This window comes from Paraburkholderia sp. CHISQ3 (genome assembly GCF_030464945.1).
GTDB classification, from domain to species: domain Bacteria; phylum Pseudomonadota; class Gammaproteobacteria; order Burkholderiales; family Burkholderiaceae; genus Paraburkholderia; species Paraburkholderia megapolitana.
In genome coordinates this window covers 142,553-160,609 of record NZ_JALPRG010000014.1, presented here as the reverse complement: position 1 = coordinate 160,609, position 18,057 = coordinate 142,553, and the positions used below count along the sequence as shown (strand labels likewise).

Annotated in this window: 14 protein-coding genes; 2 read left to right on the top strand and 12 right to left on the bottom strand. The window is 63.9% G+C overall.

What is annotated here, in order from left to right:
- Positions 1–35 precede the first annotated feature (35 nt).
- From M0D65_RS28665 to M0D65_RS28645, 5 genes are all read right to left on the bottom strand, one after another.
- Entirely contained in the window at positions 36–1,706 is a 1,671-nt protein-coding gene (locus tag M0D65_RS28665) for an FAD-dependent oxidoreductase (RefSeq protein WP_266255564.1), read from the bottom strand.
- Between the two features lie 59 nt (positions 1,707–1,765).
- Positions 1,766–2,200 (bottom strand): group II truncated hemoglobin, encoded by a 435-nt coding sequence (locus M0D65_RS28660; RefSeq protein WP_266255563.1) that lies wholly within the window; start codon positions 2,198–2,200, stop codon positions 1,766–1,768.
- A gap of 43 nt (positions 2,201–2,243) precedes the next feature.
- Positions 2,244–4,733, bottom strand: a complete 2,490-nt coding sequence (locus tag M0D65_RS28655; RefSeq protein WP_266255627.1) for an ABC transporter permease — start codon at positions 4,731–4,733, stop codon at positions 2,244–2,246.
- A gap of 80 nt (positions 4,734–4,813) precedes the next feature.
- Positions 4,814–5,431 carry a DUF4126 domain-containing protein gene (locus M0D65_RS28650; RefSeq protein WP_091018696.1) on the bottom strand — a complete coding sequence of 206 codons (618 nt, stop codon included), beginning with the start codon at positions 5,429–5,431 and terminating at the stop codon, positions 4,814–4,816.
- A gap of 484 nt (positions 5,432–5,915) precedes the next feature.
- Positions 5,916–7,121, bottom strand: coding sequence for a glycosyltransferase family 4 protein (locus M0D65_RS28645; RefSeq protein ID WP_266255562.1), 1,206 nt, complete (start codon positions 7,119–7,121; stop codon positions 5,916–5,918).
- A gap of 235 nt (positions 7,122–7,356) precedes the next feature.
- On the opposite strand from M0D65_RS28645, the gene M0D65_RS28640 reads away from it, so the two are divergent.
- Positions 7,357–7,482: a hypothetical protein gene (locus M0D65_RS28640; RefSeq protein ID WP_266255561.1), complete on the top strand. Its 126-nt coding sequence runs from the start codon at positions 7,357–7,359 to the stop codon at positions 7,480–7,482.
- Here M0D65_RS28640 and M0D65_RS28635 read toward each other — a convergent pair.
- Together M0D65_RS28635 and M0D65_RS28630 are read right to left on the bottom strand one after the other, a co-directional pair.
- On the bottom strand, positions 7,470–8,414 hold the full coding sequence (locus M0D65_RS28635; protein WP_266255560.1) for an AEC family transporter: 945 nt from the start codon (positions 8,412–8,414) through the stop codon (positions 7,470–7,472). The genes M0D65_RS28640 and M0D65_RS28635 overlap by 13 nt on opposite strands.
- 41 nt (positions 8,415–8,455) lie before the next feature.
- On the bottom strand, positions 8,456–10,174 hold the full coding sequence (locus M0D65_RS28630; RefSeq protein ID WP_266255559.1) for an NAD-dependent malic enzyme: 1,719 nt from the start codon (positions 10,172–10,174) through the stop codon (positions 8,456–8,458).
- Positions 10,175–10,490: 316 nt separating this feature from the next.
- Between M0D65_RS28630 and M0D65_RS28625 the strand changes: the two genes are divergently transcribed.
- Positions 10,491–10,916 carry a PRC-barrel domain-containing protein gene (locus M0D65_RS28625; protein WP_096722408.1) on the top strand — a complete coding sequence of 142 codons (426 nt, stop codon included), beginning with the start codon at positions 10,491–10,493 and terminating at the stop codon, positions 10,914–10,916.
- 157 nt (positions 10,917–11,073) lie between these two features.
- Here the strand turns inward: M0D65_RS28625 and sugE are convergent, their stop codons facing one another.
- From sugE to kdpB, 5 genes are all read right to left on the bottom strand, one after another.
- Positions 11,074–11,394: a quaternary ammonium compound efflux SMR transporter SugE gene (gene sugE, locus M0D65_RS28620; protein WP_091018414.1), complete on the bottom strand. Its 321-nt coding sequence runs from the start codon at positions 11,392–11,394 to the stop codon at positions 11,074–11,076.
- 133 nt (positions 11,395–11,527) lie between these two features.
- The gene (gene kdpE, locus M0D65_RS28615) at positions 11,528–12,226 is read right to left on the bottom strand and encodes a two-component system response regulator KdpE (RefSeq protein ID WP_091018417.1); all 699 of its coding nucleotides are present in this window, start codon (positions 12,224–12,226) and stop codon (positions 11,528–11,530) included.
- Complete coding sequence (locus tag M0D65_RS28610) at positions 12,219–15,116, bottom strand: DUF4118 domain-containing protein (protein WP_266255558.1); 2,898 nt, start codon at positions 15,114–15,116, stop codon at positions 12,219–12,221. The genes kdpE and M0D65_RS28610 overlap by 8 nt, the downstream gene beginning before the upstream one ends.
- A gap of 225 nt (positions 15,117–15,341) precedes the next feature.
- A complete protein-coding gene (gene kdpC / locus M0D65_RS28605) occupies positions 15,342–15,920 on the bottom strand; it encodes a potassium-transporting ATPase subunit KdpC (RefSeq protein ID WP_266255626.1) in 579 nt (192 codons plus the stop codon).
- A gap of 51 nt (positions 15,921–15,971) precedes the next feature.
- Positions 15,972–18,056, bottom strand: coding sequence for a potassium-transporting ATPase subunit KdpB (kdpB, locus tag M0D65_RS28600; RefSeq protein ID WP_266255557.1), 2,085 nt, complete (start codon positions 18,054–18,056; stop codon positions 15,972–15,974).
- Position 18,057 lies beyond the last annotated feature (1 nt).

Sequence of the window (18,057 nt, the reverse complement as noted above, 5' to 3'; positions counted from 1 at the left end):
ACTGTACTGGGCGATTCGCCGGGCCAATCGCGTCGTCAGGGCCGGGCAAGGTATTGATGCACCGCCTGAATCGCAGCTGCTCCCTCCCCCACCGCGGCCGCCACTCTCTTGACGGAGCCGCTGCGCACATCGCCGACCGAAAAGACACCGGGCCGGCTGGTCTCCAGATCGTGCGGCGGCCGGTCTGCGGTCCAGTGCTCGCCGGTATCGGCACCGGTCAGCACGAACCCGTCCTTGTCCAGGGCGACGCAATCACCAAGCCAGCGCGTACTCGGCTCAGCACCCAGAAACAGGAAAACGTGCCGCATCGGCTTGTGTTCGATCTGCCCCTGCCGGTCCCAGCGTATCGCCTCAAGCCGCGATTCGCCGCACAATTCGACGATCCGCGTCTTCGTGTGCAGCGTGATGTTGGCCGCCGCATCGATCCGCCGGATCAGATATGCCGACATGCTGGCGCTGAGCCCGTCGCCACGCACCACGACGTGCACGTGGCGCGCGAATCTCGCGAGAAATACCGCAGCCTGCCCGGCCGAATTCCCGCCGCCAACGATGATCAGCTCTTCGTTCTTGCAGAACCCGCCCTCCATGAACGTCGCGCTGTAGTAGACGCCGCGGCCTTCAAAATGCTCGAGACGGGGTAGGTCCGGTTTCCGATAGCGCGCACCGGTGGCAATCACGACAGCACGCGCGTAAACACGCTCGTTGTGATTGAGGCCGATGTGAAACGATTGGGTATCCGTGCAATCGATCGTTAGTGCTTCTATCGGCACGCCAACCTCGGCGCCGAACTTGCGGCATTGCGACAGACCGCGGCCCGCTAATGCCTGCCCGGATATGCCCGTAGGAAAACCAAAGTAATTCTCGATCTTCGAACTCATGCCGGCTTGTCCGCCCGGGGCTTTGGCATCGAGCACCGCGACCGTCAATCCCTCGGATGCGGCATACACCGCAGCGGCGAGCCCTGCGGGTCCCGCCCCCACCACCACGAGGTCGAAGTGCTCGCCGTCGAGCCGGTCCGGACTCAGGCCGATGGCATCCGCGACGGCCCGGTGGCTCGGTTGCTTCAACACGACGCCTTGCAGCGTGATCACGACCGGGATGTCGGCTTCGGTCGCGTCATAGCGCGTCAGCAGTTCCTGGGCCTCGCTGTGCTCGACGATATCGAAGTAAGCCGCAGGCTGACCGTTACGACTCAGGAAATGACGCAGTCGTAGCGTAGTGATCGACGACGTACTGCCGATCACCATCAAGCCCACTTGCTGGCCCTGGATGAAAGCAACCCGGCGCAGGATATAGGCGCGCATGATCGTTTCGCTCAGCTCCGCTTCCGCAATGACGAGCGCATGCAGCGATTCCTCATCGATCACGATGACCTCGCAATCGCTGATGGCGCGCACCGTCGCCACCGCTGCCCGGCCAGCGAGCGTGCCAACCTCGCCGGTAAAACTGCCGGGACCATGTATGCCAAGCAGTCGGGGGCCGTCAATGGACCCCCTGCTCCCTTCGATGGTGCCGGACAGAATGGCGAACATGCTCGTGTGCCGGTCGCCTTCGGAATAAAGGACGTCGCCGGCCTTCAGCTTGCGCCGCTCGCCGTAGCGCTCCACTATCGCCAGTTGCGCTTCGTCCAGCGTGGGATGGATCTGATGATGGCGGCTGCCGCCTGACAACAGATCATTGGGTTTGCCTGAAGTGTCTTTATTCATGGTGGATTTCATCGAATCAACACAAGGCCCTTGATGTGGACCTGCTGCGTCCACCGGGCCTAAATTTTCTGCACTGGAGAGGGCTGGTTGCGCATCCAGTCCGCCGTATCGAAGAACGAGTGCAGTAGCCGTTCGCGCAACGCAGCGTCGAGGCCCACGTCTTCCATCGCCCACGCCATGCAGTGGAGCCACTGATCGCGCTCGCTCTCGCCGATCGCAAACGGCAGGTGACGGGCGCGCAATCGCGGATGGCCGAAGCGGCTAATGTAGTGGTCCGGGCCGCCCAGCCAGCCGCATAGAAACCAGAAAAACTTGTCGCGCGAACCGTCCAGTGTGGGTGGATGCAGCGAGCGAATGCCCGCGAATTCCGGTTCGATATCCATCAGGTCGTAGAAGCGGTCGATCAGTTCGCGCACACGCGCCTCGCCGCCTACGAGTTCGAACGCCGTGGTCTCGGCGGGTGCAGTTTCCGCTGCTTCGGTTGGTTCAGTCATACGGTTTTCTACTCGACAACAAAGTGGAACGAAAAAAGAAAAATCACGCGTCGCGCAGCGACTGTAACGCCGGACGCGACAATACATGCCGCAAGCTCAGCCATCCACCGAGCGTCGCGCACGCGACACCGGCCGCCACACCGGCAGGCAGTAGCCACGGATCGAACGACAGATAGAACTCGAAGACGCGTGTGGCCAGCACCCAGCCGATCACCTGCGCGCCGATGGCCGCCATCAACCCCGATAGCGCGCCCACCGCGACGAACTCCGCGATCTGCACCGCCCGCACCTGGCGATGCGACGCGCCGAGCGCGCGCAGCAGCGCGGATTCTCGCATGCGTTCGTCGCGTGTGCCGGCCAGCGCCGCGTACAGCACGAGCACGCCGGCTGCCAGCGTGAACGCAAACAGGAACTGCACGGCGCCGATCACCTGTTCGAGGACGTTCTGCACTTGCGCCAGGATCGGCCCCATATCGATCGCGGTAAGGCCCGGCCATGTGGCGATCAGGTTGTCGATCACGCCCTGCTGGCTCGGCGCCAGATGGAAGCTCGTGATGAACGTCGCCGGAAAATCGCGCAGCGCGCTGGGTGGCATCAGCACGAAGAAGTTCACCTTGAACGAACCCCAGTCGAGCTTGCGCACGCTCGTCACCGGGGCATCGACGGTCAGGCCCGTCACGTCGAAACGCAGCACGTCGCCGGGCTTTACGTTGATCAGCTTCGCAAGGCCCTGCTCGATCGAGATCTGCGGCTTGTCGCTGTTGCCGTACCACTCGCCGGCGGCGATGCGGTTGTCGCTCGGTAGCGTCGTCGTGTACGACAGGTTGAACTCGCGATCGACGAGCCGGCGCGCGTCCTCGCTCTTGTACGAATCCGGGTTCACCGCTTTACCGTTGATCGCGACGAGCCGGCCGCGCACCATTGGCGACAGCGTCGCGTCGGGCCAGCCGTGCGTCGTCAGATACTGCGTGACGGCCGCGCGCTGATCGGGCTGGATGTCGATGATGAATTCATTCGGCGCATCGGGCGGCGTCGACTTGCGCCAGCCATTCACGAGATCGTTGCGTGTCATCGCGATCAGCAGCAGACACATCAGGCCGATGCTCAACGCCGTGATCTGCAGCGCGCTCGCACCGCTGCGCCGTTCGAGCAAGGCGAGCGCATAACGCCAGCCGATCCCCGCGTTCAGACGCTCGCTGCGTACGAGCCGCGCCGACGCCCACAACGCCACACGCGCCACGCACATGAACACGAGCAGCCCGCCTGCAAAACCACCCGCGACAATACCGCCGAGCTTCAACTCGCCCGCCGCGACGATCAGCAGTGCGGCGAACAGTACGATGCCAAGCGCGTATGCCGCCCATGCGGTGCGTTCCGCTTCGCCCCACTCGCGCCGCAACACGCGCACCGGCGGCACACGCGTGAGCGGCAACAACGGCGGCAACGCGAAGCCGAGCAGCAGCACAAGGCCCGCGGCAATCCCTTCGAGCGCCGGCAATACGCCAGGCTGCGGCAGCGTGACATCGATCAGACTGCCGAGCCACGCCAGCAGTGCAAGATGCCCTGCGTAGCCGAGCGCCACGCCGAGCGCGCCACCGAGCAGACCGAGCGCCACGAATTCGATCGTGAAGAGCGCGCGCAGCGTGCGCTGGCTCACGCCGAGGCAACGCATCGCCGCGCAACCGTCGAGATGCCGGCGCATGTAGCGATGCGCAGCCATCGCGATCGCAACGGCCGCGAGCAGCGCGGTCAGCAGCGAGACGAGCGTGAGGAAGTGACTCGCGCGATCGAGCGTCTGCCGTACTTGCGGCTGGCCGTCCTGTAGCGATTCGAGCGCGACGCCGCGCAACTTGCCGCCGTCGATCTGTTGATGCGCCCATTGCGAGAACGTCGCAACCGACGGCTCGGCACCGGCCACCAGCAGCCGGTACGTGACGCGGCTGCCGTAGGTGATGAGACCGGTCGACGGCAGATCGTCGAACCGCAGCATCAGGCGCGGCGAGAAATTGACGAAGGCGAAGCCGCGATCGAGTTCGCGCGTGATCACCGCGCCGATCGTGAAGCTGCGGCTGCCGACCCGTACCACGTCGCCGACATGCAGCTTCAGCGCTTCGAGCAGCGCGGGATCGACCCAGACGACACCGGGCGGCGGAATCGACGTGGCGGCATGATCGGGGGCACTCGGTGAAGAGGCAATGCGCAGTTCGCCGCGCAGTGGATAGCCGGACGAGACAGCCTTCAGCGCAGCGAGACGCGACAGCGTTTGCGCGCCGGCCGTACCGACCATGCTCGGAAAGATTGCGGTAGTAGCGGTCTCGAGATCGAGCGCCTTCGCCTGCTGGAAGAACTTCGGCTCGACCGGATGATCGGCGCGCACGATGAAGTCGGCCGCGAGCATCTTCCGTGCGTCGCGCTCCAGTCCCTTCTGCAGCCGGTCACCCAGAAAGCCCACGCTGGCGAGCGCGGCGACGGCCAGCACGAGCGCCAGCAGCAACATCGTGAGTTCACCCGCGCGCCAGTCGCGTGCGGTCATCCGCCACGCCTGACGCAGCAGATCGGGCCATGCAAGGCGATGCGCCGCGGTGCGCGGCAAGGGGGTCTGCGCAGCGTCGCTCAATCGTGCCTGCCTCTGAGCGAGCCGAAGCGCGTCACCATATGCGTCGCCATCCCGCGATAACTGCCTTGCACGCCGCGCCACAGACGCGGCAATGCCCAGCCGGCGAGCGCGAGGAAGCCGATCAGCAGCACGAGGAACAGTAGAGGGACAAACAACGCGAGCAGCAGGCCACCGAACACGAGGCCGTCTTCAGCGGTCGACGTCACGATGTTCGACACCGGTTCCGGCGACAGGTTGATCAGTGCCCGCGTGCCCGCCTTCGCGAGATGGGCAGTGCCGGCGAGCGTGCCGCCGGCCAGCGCCGCGACCGTCAGCAGCGCCGGATCGGCATGGCCGAACGCGCCGACCGCGAGCACGGCGCCGGCGGGAATGCGGATAAACGTGTGCACGGCATCCCAGAGGGAATCGAAAGCGGGGATCTTGTCAGCGAGAAACTCGGTGACGGTGAGCACGGCGGCCGCACCGATGACCCACGGCGACGACAGCACGGACAGCGTATCGGGCAGATGGATGAAGCCGAGGCGTTCGAACACGCCGGCAAGCAGGACCGTCAGATAGAGGCGCAGGCCGCTACCCCACGACAGACCTGCTGCAAGAGAAAGAGGTTCAAGCATGGCCGCCTCCTGGCGCGCGCTGCATGCCGGGTGCTTCGGCCGGTTCGCGGGATCTCCGCTGCTCGTGCATGGAATCGCATCGATTAGCATGGAAAACGCGTGGAACCCGCCGCGCCGAAGCCGCCGATCCCGCGCAAAGCCCGTCTGCCATAGCGGACCGCGAGCGCGGGGAAGTTCAGGTTATTCAGGTAAATATGGCTTTCATTATAGCCACGTTAATTCGCGGCCCACTGGAGAACGGCTGGCGGGTGGTGTGCGCAGCGGACTCATCATCCGCTTGCAGCAGTTCATGGCGACTTCGGCGACCACCCGCCCCGCCAATGGCGACAAGGCTTCCGGGGATTTAACCTTGTCGCACCGCCGCGCACGGCGTGGCGGGTTTCGGGCGAATCGAACGCTGACACTAACGGGCAAATGAAGGGGAAATAAGGGGAAAACGACAGGCGGATCAATGCGAAGCAGGCCTGATCCGCGACGTGCGACATCATCGTCGCGCGGTGTTCGCAATCTCTTGCGTCATCTTGCGCAGAAAGCCGTCGAGTGAAAAATCGCGCTGTGCATCGGCGTGGCCCTGATCGGCGAGACGTTGCGCGAGGTCCGGCGATGCACGCAAAGTACTCACCGCATCGGCGAGTTCCTTCTCGTCACCGGGCTGCACAAGCCAGCCATTGTGCTGGTGCCGGATGATTTCGGTGACGCCGCCCGCCGCAGTCGCGATGACCGGCTTCGCGGCCGCCATCCCTTCGACAATCACGCGCCCAAACGGCTCCGGTTCAGTCGACGTATGCAGGATGACGTCCATCGCTTTCATCCACGCAGGTATCTCGTCGCGAAAGCCGACGAAGTGCACGCGTTCGGTGACGCCGATGCGCTTCGCGAGATCGTGCAGTTCGTGCGCGTAGGCGTGCTCGCCGTACAGCGCATCGCCGACCAGTACCAGATGCACGTCTTGCAGGCGGGCCAGTGCGGCAATGGCAACGTGCTGCCCCTTCCACGGTGCGATCCGGCCGAAAAGTCCGGCGAGCCACACGTGTTCGGGCAAACCGAGACGCCTTCGCAAGGCTGCGATGTCGTCGGCATCGAGCGTGCCGAAACTATCGAAGATGCTCGTGTCGATGCCGTTGTGCACGACGGCCAGTGTGTCGGTCGCGCACCCGGTAAGTGCCGCAAGCGCCTGTGCGGACGCGTGCGAATTCGCGACCACGCGATCGACCATATGGCAAACCATCCATTTGACGATGGCACGCTGGACGAAACCGAAGTGTTGCGCCGACATGATGTCGTGCAGATACCAGATGACGGGCCGGCGATGAAACGGCTTACCCAGTGCACCGAGCACGAGTGCCTTTTGCGTATTCAGAAACAGGACGTCGAAACGTTTTGCCTCCGCGGCGATTGCCCGCACCTGGCTCGCGATACCCGGTAGCGCGCGCAGCCAGCCGAAGCGCATCGACTGTCGATGAATGTTCGACACTTGCTTGCTGCCGATCACCTGCACGTGCACGCCAAGCGCTTCGAGCCGCGCGCGAAACGGTCCCTCCGACAACAACACCACCTTGCCACGAGACGCATACAGACCCGCCAGCGACAGCAGCGCAAACTCCGCCCCACCGAGCTGGCCGCTCTGATCGACGAACAGTACCGTGAGCGCCTGGGCGCTGGCGCTCCCTGCAGGCTGAGGTTGGTTCATAACGGCTCCCGTGCGCACAGGAAAGCCGTTTCTTGCGAATACGATGCATCACTAAGCGCTCTCATCGCGGATCGTCCGTTCGCTTTACTCCGAGAATGCTGACAGACTCACCCGCTATATCTGGGCAAGTGTCAGCGGCCGGCTAGAAGCGTAATCACAAGAGCCGATCTTGTGTGTCGCGATTTGTAGCAACCCGTCGAACGTGTTTGTATTGCCTGCTCGATCGGCGGCTCCGATGTTCCGACCGTTATTCCGCCAGCATGACACGAAGCGCGTCGAATGGGGCGAGGCGGTTTGCCTGGCGCTGTCGCGCCAGGCGTTTGCAGTGTCGCAGCAGGTTGCCGTCGATCAGAAGAAGTAAGCAATCAGCAAGCCTTCCGTCAGCACGCCCAGCAGGGTGCTGACGAGAATCGTGGCCGTTGCATCGGTGGTGTAGGTGTTGCTCTTCAACGCGAACATCGCAGCGGCCGTTGCAGTCGGCACCGCCCCGGTGATCACGGCCTGGTGCGCAGGCGCGCCGACCACGCCGAACAGCACCGCACCGAGCGCCATCAGCGCCGGCTGCAGGAGATTCTTGATCCCGAGGTTGGTCAGCACATTGGCATTGATGACGAAGCGCTCGCCATACAGCATCAGTCCGAGTGCAAACAATGACGTCCCGCCGGCGGCCTTCGCGATCAGGTCGACGGACGTGAGCACGGGTCCGGGCAACGTGACGTGCGTGAAGCTCAGCACCATGCCGAGAATAGGCAGCCAGACAATCGGATTGATCACGGCACGCACGATGCTCTGCCAGAACACCTTCAGCGCCTCCTGCCATCCGTTTCCTTCGGTGCCTTTACCGTGCAGGTTCGTCAGCACGATAGTCAGCGGCAGCATGAAGATACTGGTGATCAGATTGCCGACCAGCACGGCGAGAAACCCCTCGGGTCCGAACACCGCCGCCAGAATGGGCGCACCGAAGTAAGCCATATCGGGAAACGCACACACCAGCGCCTGCATCGTGGCCGTACGCAGATCGTGTTTGAACACATAGCGACCGACCAGCAACGCAATCACATAGGTGCCCATCAACCCGAGCGTCAGGCAGGCGGCAAAGCCCGCGTTCTGCAGTTTGTCCGGCGAGGTCTTGACTGCGCCTTCGAACAGCGCGAAAGGCAGCGCAAAACGAATCACCAGAGTGGCAAGCACGCCGGCATCGGCGTGCTTCAGCAGACCGAGCCGGCACGATAGCCAGCCGAGCCCGATGACGAACGCGACCGGCAACAACCCATTGAGAATGGTGTTGAGCACAGCAATACCCCCTTTTTCTGCTTTGACTGCTTCGGGCTGGCTTAAACGGCGCTGCTTTTGGTCCGGCTGTACGGGACGTAGTGCGGAGCCCAGATCTTCGCGCGGATCAGGCCTTCTATCTGATCGGTATCGACGCCCTTGGTCAGTCCGTCCTTATGCGCCTGAAGCGCCACCGCAAGCGCCACCGTCACTGAAACCTCGCGCAGCGAAGTCACGGGCGGCAGCAGATTGCTGCGCGGGTCGTTGCGCGCGGGCGATGCCGCGGCCAGGGCTTTCGCCGCGACCATGAACATCGCGTCGGTGACGCGTTCGGCCTTGACGGCAATGGCCCCCAGACCGACGCCAGGGAAGATATACGAGTTGTTGGTCTGGTCCACCTTGAACTTCGCGCCATTGCGGGTGAGCGGCGGGAACGGGCTGCCCGTGCCGATCACAGCCCGACCCTCGCTCCACGCTTCGAGGTCTTCGGGAGTCGCTTCGGCCCGCGAGGTCGGATTAGAGAGCGGGAAAATGACGGGCCGCTTGTTGAACTCGGCCATCGCGCGCACCACCGGTTCGGAAAACGCGCCCGGCTGCCCCGACACACCGATCAGCACAGTCGGCTTCGCGTTGCGCACGACGTCGAGCAGCGCGATCTTGTCCGGATGATCGAGCGTCCAGCCACCCACCGCCGACTTCTGCTGCACGAACGGTTGCTGGAACGAAGCCAGACCCTCCATGCCCTCGACCAGCAACCCATCGCGATCGACCATGAAGAAGCGTTGCCCAGCTTCGCTGTCGGACAGACCCGCGTCCGTCATCGCCTGGCGAATCAGGCTCGCAATCCCGCAGCCGGCCGAACCGGCGCCCATCACCGCAATGCGTTGCTCGGTGAGCGGTACGCCCGTGACGTTGATCGCCGACAGCAGCGTGCCGGTCGCCACAGCCGCCGTGCCCTGGACATCGTCGTTGAATGTGCAGAGGCTGTCGCGGTAGCGCTCGAGCATACGGGTCGCGTTATTCTTCGCGAAATCTTCCCATTGCAGCAGCACGTGCGGCCAACGCTTGATGACCGCCTGAACAAACGCGTCGATGAAATCGTCGTACTCCTGTCCGCGCACGCGTTCGTGGCGCCAGCCGATATAGAGCGGATCGCTCAGGCAATCCGGGTTGTCGGTGCCGACATCGAGCATGATCGGTAGCGTGGTAGCCGGATGAAGACCGCCGCAGCCCGTATAGAGCGCGAGCTTGCCGATCGGAATGCCCATGCCGCCCGCGCCCTGGTCGCCGAGGCCGAGAATGCGCTCGCCGTCGGTGACCACGATCGCCTCGACGTTATCGAAACGCGGATGCGCGAGGATCGCTTCGATACGGTTCTTGTGCGGCAAACTGAGGAACAGTCCGCGCGGCTTGCGGAACAGCTTGCTGAATTGCTGGCAGCCGGCGCCGACTGTCGGTGTGTACACGACCGGCAACAACTCTTCGAGGTTCTGCACCAGCAGTGCGAAAAACAGCGTTTCATTGCTGTCCTGCAGTTCTCTGAGAAACGCGTAGCGCTCGAGATCGGTGGCGAAACTACGCAACACCTGCAGACGCCGCGAAACCTGTTCTTCGAGCGTGCCGATATTCGGCGGCAGGAGACCATGCAGATCGAAGAGATCGCGCTCGGCTTCGGTGAACGCCGTGCCTTTGTTGAGCAAAGGATCGGCGAGCAATTCATAACCGGAGAGAGAGGTCGTCAGGTCGGATGAAGCCGCTGCGTTGATAGAAGCGTTGGGCATCGTAATCTCCTCGAATGGATCAACGGAAGGATAAGCGATCGCGATAATCGGCGCATTTAAGCTGCACCGCGCGTTCGCATGGCATCCATGACGCAACGATGAACGACAAACGGTGCATTCGTGTGACAGCGCCGTGATGCAGGGTCAGTCCCACTTGACTGCATGCTGATCCGGGAGTCGGTATGATGCAACGAGCCGCGACCGATGGTGACAGCTGCACGGAATGCACTTGGCGCACTACCGACGGTCGGAAGCGGTCCTATGCGGCACAGAAGATGTGCCTGACAGCAGAGATCCCGATACGGAGCGAACAAACATGATTTTGCGCAAGGCAATATTGATTACGGTCGCACTCGCATCCAGCATCGGCGCTCACGCGCAGGTCGCTGGCACGCAACCGCTCAGCGTCACCGTCGAGCAATCGCAGGCCCTGTTGCAGGGCTGGAGCGTGAAGAAGAGCATTCTCGGCAAGGCGGTCTACAACGATCAGAATCAGAAAATCGGCTCGATCCGCGACCTGATCGTCGCACCCGACGGAACGGTCAGTGCGGCTATCGTTGCAGCAGGCGGCTTTCTCGGTGTTGCCACGCACGATGTCGCAGTACCGGTCGGCGCGCTAGATATCCGCGACGGCAATCTGTACCTGGCGGGCGCGACGAAGGAAGCGCTGAAGGCAACGCCTGCGTTCCAGTACACCAAGGTACAAACGCCGCCCAAACCGAAGAGCGATCAGAAGCATTGAGTGGGATTCAGCCATTCGACCGCAACCCGTCAGCGTGACGGGACGGTCTCGCAGGGCACCGTGATGAAGACGATCGGGCAATCGAAATCGCTTTATCACGGCCACCGTTGCGGCATGCTAAGTGACCTGAGTCAGTGATCTGAGCCAGTGACCCGAGTCAGTGACCTGAAGAAAGTTTCAGACCGATCAGGCCGATGACGATCAACACTGCGCTAGCGACCCGCGCGAGCGTCACCGCCTCGCCCATCATCACGATCCCGAACACGAACGCGCCGACCGCGCCGATCCCGGTCCACACCGCGTAAGCGGTGCCGAGCGGCAACTGGCGCATGGCCATCGCGAGCAGGATAAAGCTGCCGAGCGCCGTGACGATGGTGAACACCGACGGCCACAGGCGCGTGAAACCTTCAGAGGTTTTGAGTCCGGCGGCCCATGCGACTTCGAGCAGGCCGGCGATGAAAAGAAGAACCCAGGACATGTGACGACTCCATGGTTTAGATGGGGCCGTCCCCGTTTGCTGCGGATGCGTAAGGTCGTCCTTACGAAACGTAATTATATCAAAAATGCCTCTATCAGGCTGGCAGGCCGATCACGCTGGTCGCTTACGTCGCTCAGGTTGCACCGACAAGCCGGTAACCCACGCCCGTTTCCGTAACGATATGCTCCGGCTGCGCCGGGTCGCGCTCCAGCTTCTGCCGCAAATGCGCCATGTAGATCCGCAGATAGTGGTGACTCTCGACATGCGACGGCCCCCACACGTCGCGCAGCAGTTGCCGGTGCGTGAGCACGCGGCCGGCGTGTCGCACGAGCGTGGCGAGCAAGCGGTATTCGATCGGCGTCAGATGGATCGCGGCACCATCGCGCGATACCTGGCGCAGGGCGAGATCGACGGTGACGGCGCCGAAATGCACTTGCGGCGATTCGTTGGCGCCGCCCTGATTGCGCCGGCGCATGTGCGCACGAATCCGCGCGAGCAGTTCGGACACGCCGAACGGTTTGGTCAGATAGTCGTCGGCACCGGCATCGAGGGCGGCGACCTTCTCGCTTTCCTGGGTGCGTGCCGACAGCACGATCACCGGCAGTTCGCTCCAGCCGCGCAGTTCGCGGATCACGTCGAGGCCATCGGTATCGGGCAGGCCGAGATCGACGATCACGAGATCGGGTTTGCGGGTCGCCGCCTCGATGAGACCTTGCTTGCCCGTTTCCGCGTCGTACACGGTGATGCCCTCGCCTTCCAGCGACGTGCGCACGAAACGGCGGATCTGCTTTTCGTCTTCGATCAGAACGACGGTGATGCTCGGCTCATTCATCGGTGGGTCCTGCTACGGGTTTCGGGCGAGGCAGTGCACGCGGTTCGTCTGGTTCATGCGTTTCATCGGGGTCCTCGTCGGGCAAGGCCTCGACGTAACCTTCGCTCTCGTCGCTCTCATCGGTGTCATCGCCCGCATCGGGCACCGGCGGCGGCGTCTCGACCGGCAGCGTGAACCAGAAGCGCGCGCCTTCGACGTGCCCATCCGCGGCCACCCGGTTGAGCGCGCCGATTGTACCGCCATGCGCTTCGACAATCGCGCGGCAGATTGCGAGCCCGAGCCCGATGCCCGGCTTCGCGGACTCTTTCTCGCCGCGTGTGAATTTGTCGAAGATGCGCGTTTCCATGCCCGGTGGCAAGCCGGGGCCCGCGTCGTCGACGGTGACGCGTACGAACGGCGTGCCGTCCGCGTTATCGATGCGCTGTGCGCCGATCACGAGCGGCGTATCGGGCGGCGCGTACTTCGCCGCATTCTCGAACAGGTTCGCGAACAGGCGCTCCATCAAGACCGCGTCGAGTTGCAGCAGCGGCAGATCGGCGGGTAAGCGCACCTGGGCAGGATGGCGCGCCAGCACGCGTCGGCATGCGCGCAGCGCGGCGCCCACGGTCTCTTCGAGCAGCGACCATTGGCGATTCAACTGCAGGCCGCCGGCCTGCAGTCGCGCCATATCGAGCAGGTTGGTGACGATGCCCGCCATGCGCAGCGCTTCTTCGTGAATGGCCTCGACCAGATCGTCGCCGGGTTGCGGCGTACCGGTGCGGGTCTGCGCGAGCATCGACGCGAAGCCGACAATCGTGGTGAGCGGCGTACGCAGATCGTGCGAAATTGCCGACAGCAACGAATTGCGCAGGCGCTCCGATTCCATGTTGACGAGCGCATCGCGGGCGATGTCGACGTAGTGCACGCGCTCGAGCGCCAGTGCGATCTGCGCGGCAAACGCGTCGAGCATGCGCTGCTGCTCGGGCACATCGAGTTCGTGCGGATCGCGCGTCGCGACTGCGAGCACACCGCGCGTGCGCATCGGCGCCTTCAGCGGTAGATACAGCGCAATCGCGGCAGGCAGCGTATCGGTGCCGCGCCCCGCCGGCTTCTGCTGATCGTAGACCCACTGACCAACGTCGCTGTCGAGATCCGCGCCTTCGAGCGTGACCTCGGCATCGGGGTCTTCGATCTTCTGCCGCACCTGGTCCGCGCTGTCCGGCAGCAGCATCGCCACACGCGCGCGGAACACTTCGTTGACATGGCGGCTACCAATGCCGACGATCTGTTCGGTGGTAAGCGCCGCGGCCAGTTCACCGGCCATCGCATACATTGCGCCGGTGCGCGCTTCGCGCCGCTGCGCGACGCTCGCCTCGCGGCGCAGGCTCGAGGTCAGATGGCTGATCACGAGCGAGGTCAGCAGCATGCCGACGAAGGTCAACAGATACTGCGTGTCCGACACGGACAGCGACATGCGCGGCGGCACGAAGAAGAAATCGAACGCAGCAACGCTGACGAACGACAGCACCACGCCCGGCCCGCGCCCGAGCCTCACGGCCGCGAAAATGACGCCGAGCAGATACAGCATCACGAGGTTGGTCAGATCGATGTGATCGATGAGCTGGCTCGCGACCAGCGTAATGACCGCGCACAGCGTGAGCGCCCATGCGTAGGCGCGCGGCGGCGAACGTCGTTCGCGGGCGGCGCCCAGCGCTTCGCGCCATGCCTGTACCCCGGTGTCGAGCGGACCGCGCGACGCACCGTCGCTGCTGCGCTCTTCGAATGCGCGGATCAGCGTGAGATCGAGATCGCCGGCGCGCTCGGCGATGCGCTCGCCGATCGGCCGCCGCAGCCAGCGTGACACACCGGTGCGCATCGAGCCCCCCGCGACGAGCTTCGACACATTGCGCACGCGTGCATAACTGACCAGCGTGGCGACCGCATCGGCGCCTGCGAGCGTCGCCGTTTCGGCGCCCAGTTCGGCGGCGAGATGCAATGCGCCGAGCGTGCGCTCGCGGCGCGCGGCGGGCAGTTGCTGCAGCCGCGGTGTCTCGACATACACCGCGATCCAGTCGGCCTTCAGGCTCGCCGCGAGACGCGCGGCCGCGCGCACCAATGTCGGTGCTTCGGGGCCGGGACCGACGCACACCAGCAGCCGTTCGCGCGCCTGCCAGATGCGCTGGATCGAACGGTCGGCGCGGTACTCGCGCATCTGCGCATCGACACGATCGGCGGTGCGCCGCAGCGCGAGTTCGCGCAACGCAATCAGGTTGCCCTTGCGAAAGAAATTGCGCACCGCGCGCTCCGCCTGCGCGGGCATATACACCTTGCCGTCGCGCATGCGGCCGAGCAGTTCCTCGGCGGGCAGATCGACCAGCGTGATTTCGTCGGCACGGTCGAACACGCGGTCGGGCACCGTCTCCCACACGCGGATGCCGGTGATCTGTCCGACCACGTCGTTCAGACTCTCCAGATGCTGGACGTTGACCGTCGTATAGACGTCGATGCCCGCATCGAGCAGTTCGTAGACGTCCTGCCAGCGCTTCAGATGCCGCGCGCCCTGCACGTTCGAATGCGCGAGTTCGTCGACGAGGATCAGTTGCGGTGCGCGCGCGAGCGCCGCGTCGAGATCGAATTCGCCGAGCTTGCGGCCGCGATATTCGATATGCGCGAGCGGCAGCACGTCGAGCCCGTCGAGCAGTGCGGCGGTCTCGGTGCGGCCATGCGTCTCCGCGATGCCGACCAGCACATCGACGCCGTCTTCCATGCGACGACGCGCTGCCTGCAGCATGGCGTAGGTCTTGCCCACGCCCGCCGACGCGCCGAAAAAAATCTTCAGTTTGCCGCGCTGCTGCTTTTCTTCATCGCGCTGCAGTTTGTCGAGCAGTTCGTCGGGGTTGGGTCGGTTCATCGAAGGTGACGATAGGAGGCGGACGCGGCACCGCGGATGCAGGTGCGCAGTCCGTCATGGCGCGATGGTCGCACGGCGGCACGCTATCCGCAAACGGCTGGGGACGGGTGGATGCGATGCGCATCGGCGATGACAGATGCACACAGCGGAGCAGCAGCGCAAAGGCTCAATAGCAAAAAGCGGCGGCGCCCACGCGGGGCGCCGCCTTGGGGGAGAAGACGCGGTTTAACCGTGCGCTGCGGCATCCAGCGCGAGATTCAGCTCCAGCACGTTCACACGCGGCTCGCCGAGCACGCCGAACTGGCGTCCGGTCGTGTAGCGATCGACCAGCGCGGCGACGTCGTTGGCGTTCATCTTGCGCGCTTTCGCCACGCGGTCGACCTGATACGCAGCGGCGGCCGGGCTGATTTCCGGATCGAGACCGCTACCCGACGAGGTCACGAGATCGACCGGCACCGGCTTCGACATATCGGTACCCGCGGCCTTCAGCGCGTCGATGCGCCCCTTGACCTCGTCCAGCAGTGCCGGATTGGTCGGGCCGATGTTCGAGCCGCCGGAGCTCGTCGGATCATACGGTTTCGGGCTGATAGCCGACAGACGGCCCCAGAAGTACTGCGGCGCATCGAACTGCTGGCCGATCAGCTTCGAGCCGACCACCTTGCCGTTCTGTTCGATCATGCTGCCGTTGACCTGGCTGTGGAACACACCCTGGCCGATGGCGGTCATGACGGCCGGATAAGCGAGTCCCGTGATCGCCGACAGCACGACGAAGAGCACGATAAGCGGACGAAAAAGTTTCATGATTGGCAATCCTGTTAGACGCGTCCGGCAGCCCGTGCCGCCGGACGCAGCCTGTTAAACCCAGCCGAGCGCGGCCAGCACCATGTCGATCAGCTTGATGCCGATAAACGGCACGATGATCCCGCCAAGGCCATAGATCAGCAGATTCCGGCGCAGCAGAATCGACGCGCCGAGCGGCCGGTACTTCACGCCCTTCAGCGCGAGCGGAATCAGCGCGACGATGATCAGTGCGTTGAAAATCACCGCCGACATGATCGCCGAGGCCGGCGTGGCCAGATGCATCACGTTCAGCTTGTTCAGCACCGGGTAGGTACTTGCAAACGCGGCCGGGATGATGGCGAAGTACTTGGAGACGTCGTTGGCAATCGAGAACGTCGTCAGCGAGCCGCGCGTCATCAGCATCTGCTTGCCGATTTCGACGATCTCGATCAGCTTGGTCGGGTTCGAATCGAGGTCGACCATGTTGCCGGCTTCCTTCGCCGCCTGCGTACCGGTGTTCATCGCCACGGCCACGTCGGCTTGCGCCAGCGCGGGAGCGTCGTTGGTACCGTCGCCGGTCATCGCCACCAGCTTGCCTTCGGCCTGATACGAGCGAATCGTCGTCAGCTTGGCTTCCGGAGTCGCTTCCGCGAGGAAGTCGTCCACGCCGGCTTCGGCTGCAATCGCGGCAGCGGTCAAGCGGTTGTCGCCCGTCACCATGATGGTCTTGATACCCATCTTGCGCAGTTCGGCGAAACGCTCCTTGATACCGCCCTTGACGATGTCCTTCAGCTCGATCACGCCGAGCACGCGTGCACCGTGCTCGCCCTTTTCGGCCACGACCAGCGGCGTGCTGCCGCGGCGTGCGACTTCGCTTACGGCGTTGTTCACTTCTGCCGGATAGCGGCCGCCGTTGGCTTCGACGTAGGTCTTGACCGCATCGGCTGCGCCCTTGCGGATCTCGCGACCTGGCAGATCGACGCCGCTCATGCGCGTCTGTGCCGTGAAGGCGAGGAATACGGCCTGCAGCGAGGCCATGTCGCGAGCGCGGATGTTGAAGCGCTGCTTGGCGAGCACGACGATACTGCGCCCTTCCGGTGTTTCGTCCGACAGCGACGACAGCTGTGCCGCATCGGCGAGCGCTTCTTCGGTCACGCCCGGCGCCGGCACAAAGGTCGAAGCCTGACGGTTACCGAGCGTGATCGTGCCGGTCTTGTCGAGCAGCAGCACATCGACGTCACCGGCCGCTTCCACGGCACGGCCCGACGTTGCAATCACGTTGGCCTGCATCATGCGGCTCATACCGGCCACGCCAATGGCGGACAGCAGGCCACCAATCGTCGTCGGAATCAGACATACCAGCAGGGCCACGAGTGCCGTGATGCTCACCACGTGGCCGGCCTTGACGGCTTCGACCGAGAACATCGAGAACGGCAGCAGCGTCGCGGTAGCGAGCAGCATCACGATCGTCAGTGCGACCAGCAGAATGGTCAGCGCGATTTCGTTCGGCGTCTTTTGACGCTTCGCGCCTTCGACCATCGCAATCATGCGGTCGAGGAACGCTTCGCCCGGATTCACCGAAACGCGCACGACGATCCAGTCCGACAGCACGCGCGTGCCGCCCGTTACCGACGAGAAGTCGCCGCCCGATTCGCGGATCACCGGTGCGGATTCGCCGGTAATCGCCGATTCGTCAACCGACGCCACGCCTTCGATCACTTCGCCGTCAGCCGGGATCACGTCGCCGGTTTCCACCAGCACGACGTCGCCCTTGCGCAGATCGGAGGCCGTCGTGATGCGGATCGGCGCCTTCGGATGCGGCTCGTTGAGCTTCTTGGCCATCACGTCTTTCTTCGCGCTGCGCAGCGATGCAGCCTGGGCCTTCGAACGGCCTTCAGCGAGCGCTTCTGCGAAGTTGGCGAACAGCACCGTGAACCACAGCCACAGTGCGACCGCGAGGATGAACCCCGCAGGCGCTTCGGCCTGGCCGGCCAGCGCGGCGATCCAGAGGATCGTCGTCAGGATGCTGCCGACGTACACGCAGAACATCACCGGATTACGGAACTGTGTGCGCGGCGTGAGTTTCTTGAATGAGTCCACGATCGCCGGGCGCACCAGCGCCGGATCGAACATGGACCGTGTTGCAGTATGAACAGTCATT

Bases quoted from the DNA above. Each gene is read 5' to 3' on its own strand.
- M0D65_RS28665 (WP_266255564.1), bottom strand. From the start codon at position 1,706: ATGAATAAAGACACTTCAGGCAAACCCAATGATCTGTTGTCAGGCGGC.
- M0D65_RS28660 (WP_266255563.1), bottom strand. From the start codon at position 2,200: ATGACTGAACCAACCGAAGCAGCGGAAACTGCACCCGCCGAGACCACG.
- M0D65_RS28655 (WP_266255627.1), bottom strand. From the start codon at position 4,733: ATGACCGCACGCGACTGGCGCGCGGGTGAACTCACGATGTTGCTGCTG.
- M0D65_RS28650 (WP_091018696.1), bottom strand. From the start codon at position 5,431: ATGCTTGAACCTCTTTCTCTTGCAGCAGGTCTGTCGTGGGGTAGCGGC.
- M0D65_RS28645 (WP_266255562.1), bottom strand. From the start codon at position 7,121: ATGAACCAACCTCAGCCTGCAGGGAGCGCCAGCGCCCAGGCGCTCACG.
- M0D65_RS28640 (WP_266255561.1), top strand. From the start codon at position 7,357: ATGTTCCGACCGTTATTCCGCCAGCATGACACGAAGCGCGTCGAATGG.
- M0D65_RS28630 (WP_266255559.1), bottom strand. From the start codon at position 10,174: ATGCCCAACGCTTCTATCAACGCAGCGGCTTCATCCGACCTGACGACC.
- M0D65_RS28625 (WP_096722408.1), top strand. From the start codon at position 10,491: ATGATTTTGCGCAAGGCAATATTGATTACGGTCGCACTCGCATCCAGC.
- sugE (WP_091018414.1), bottom strand. From the start codon at position 11,394: ATGTCCTGGGTTCTTCTTTTCATCGCCGGCCTGCTCGAAGTCGCATGG.
- kdpE (WP_091018417.1), bottom strand. From the start codon at position 12,226: ATGAATGAGCCGAGCATCACCGTCGTTCTGATCGAAGACGAAAAGCAG.
- M0D65_RS28610 (WP_266255558.1), bottom strand. From the start codon at position 15,116: ATGAACCGACCCAACCCCGACGAACTGCTCGACAAACTGCAGCGCGAT.
- kdpB (WP_266255557.1), bottom strand. From the start codon at position 18,056: ATGACTGTTCATACTGCAACACGGTCCATGTTCGATCCGGCGCTGGTG.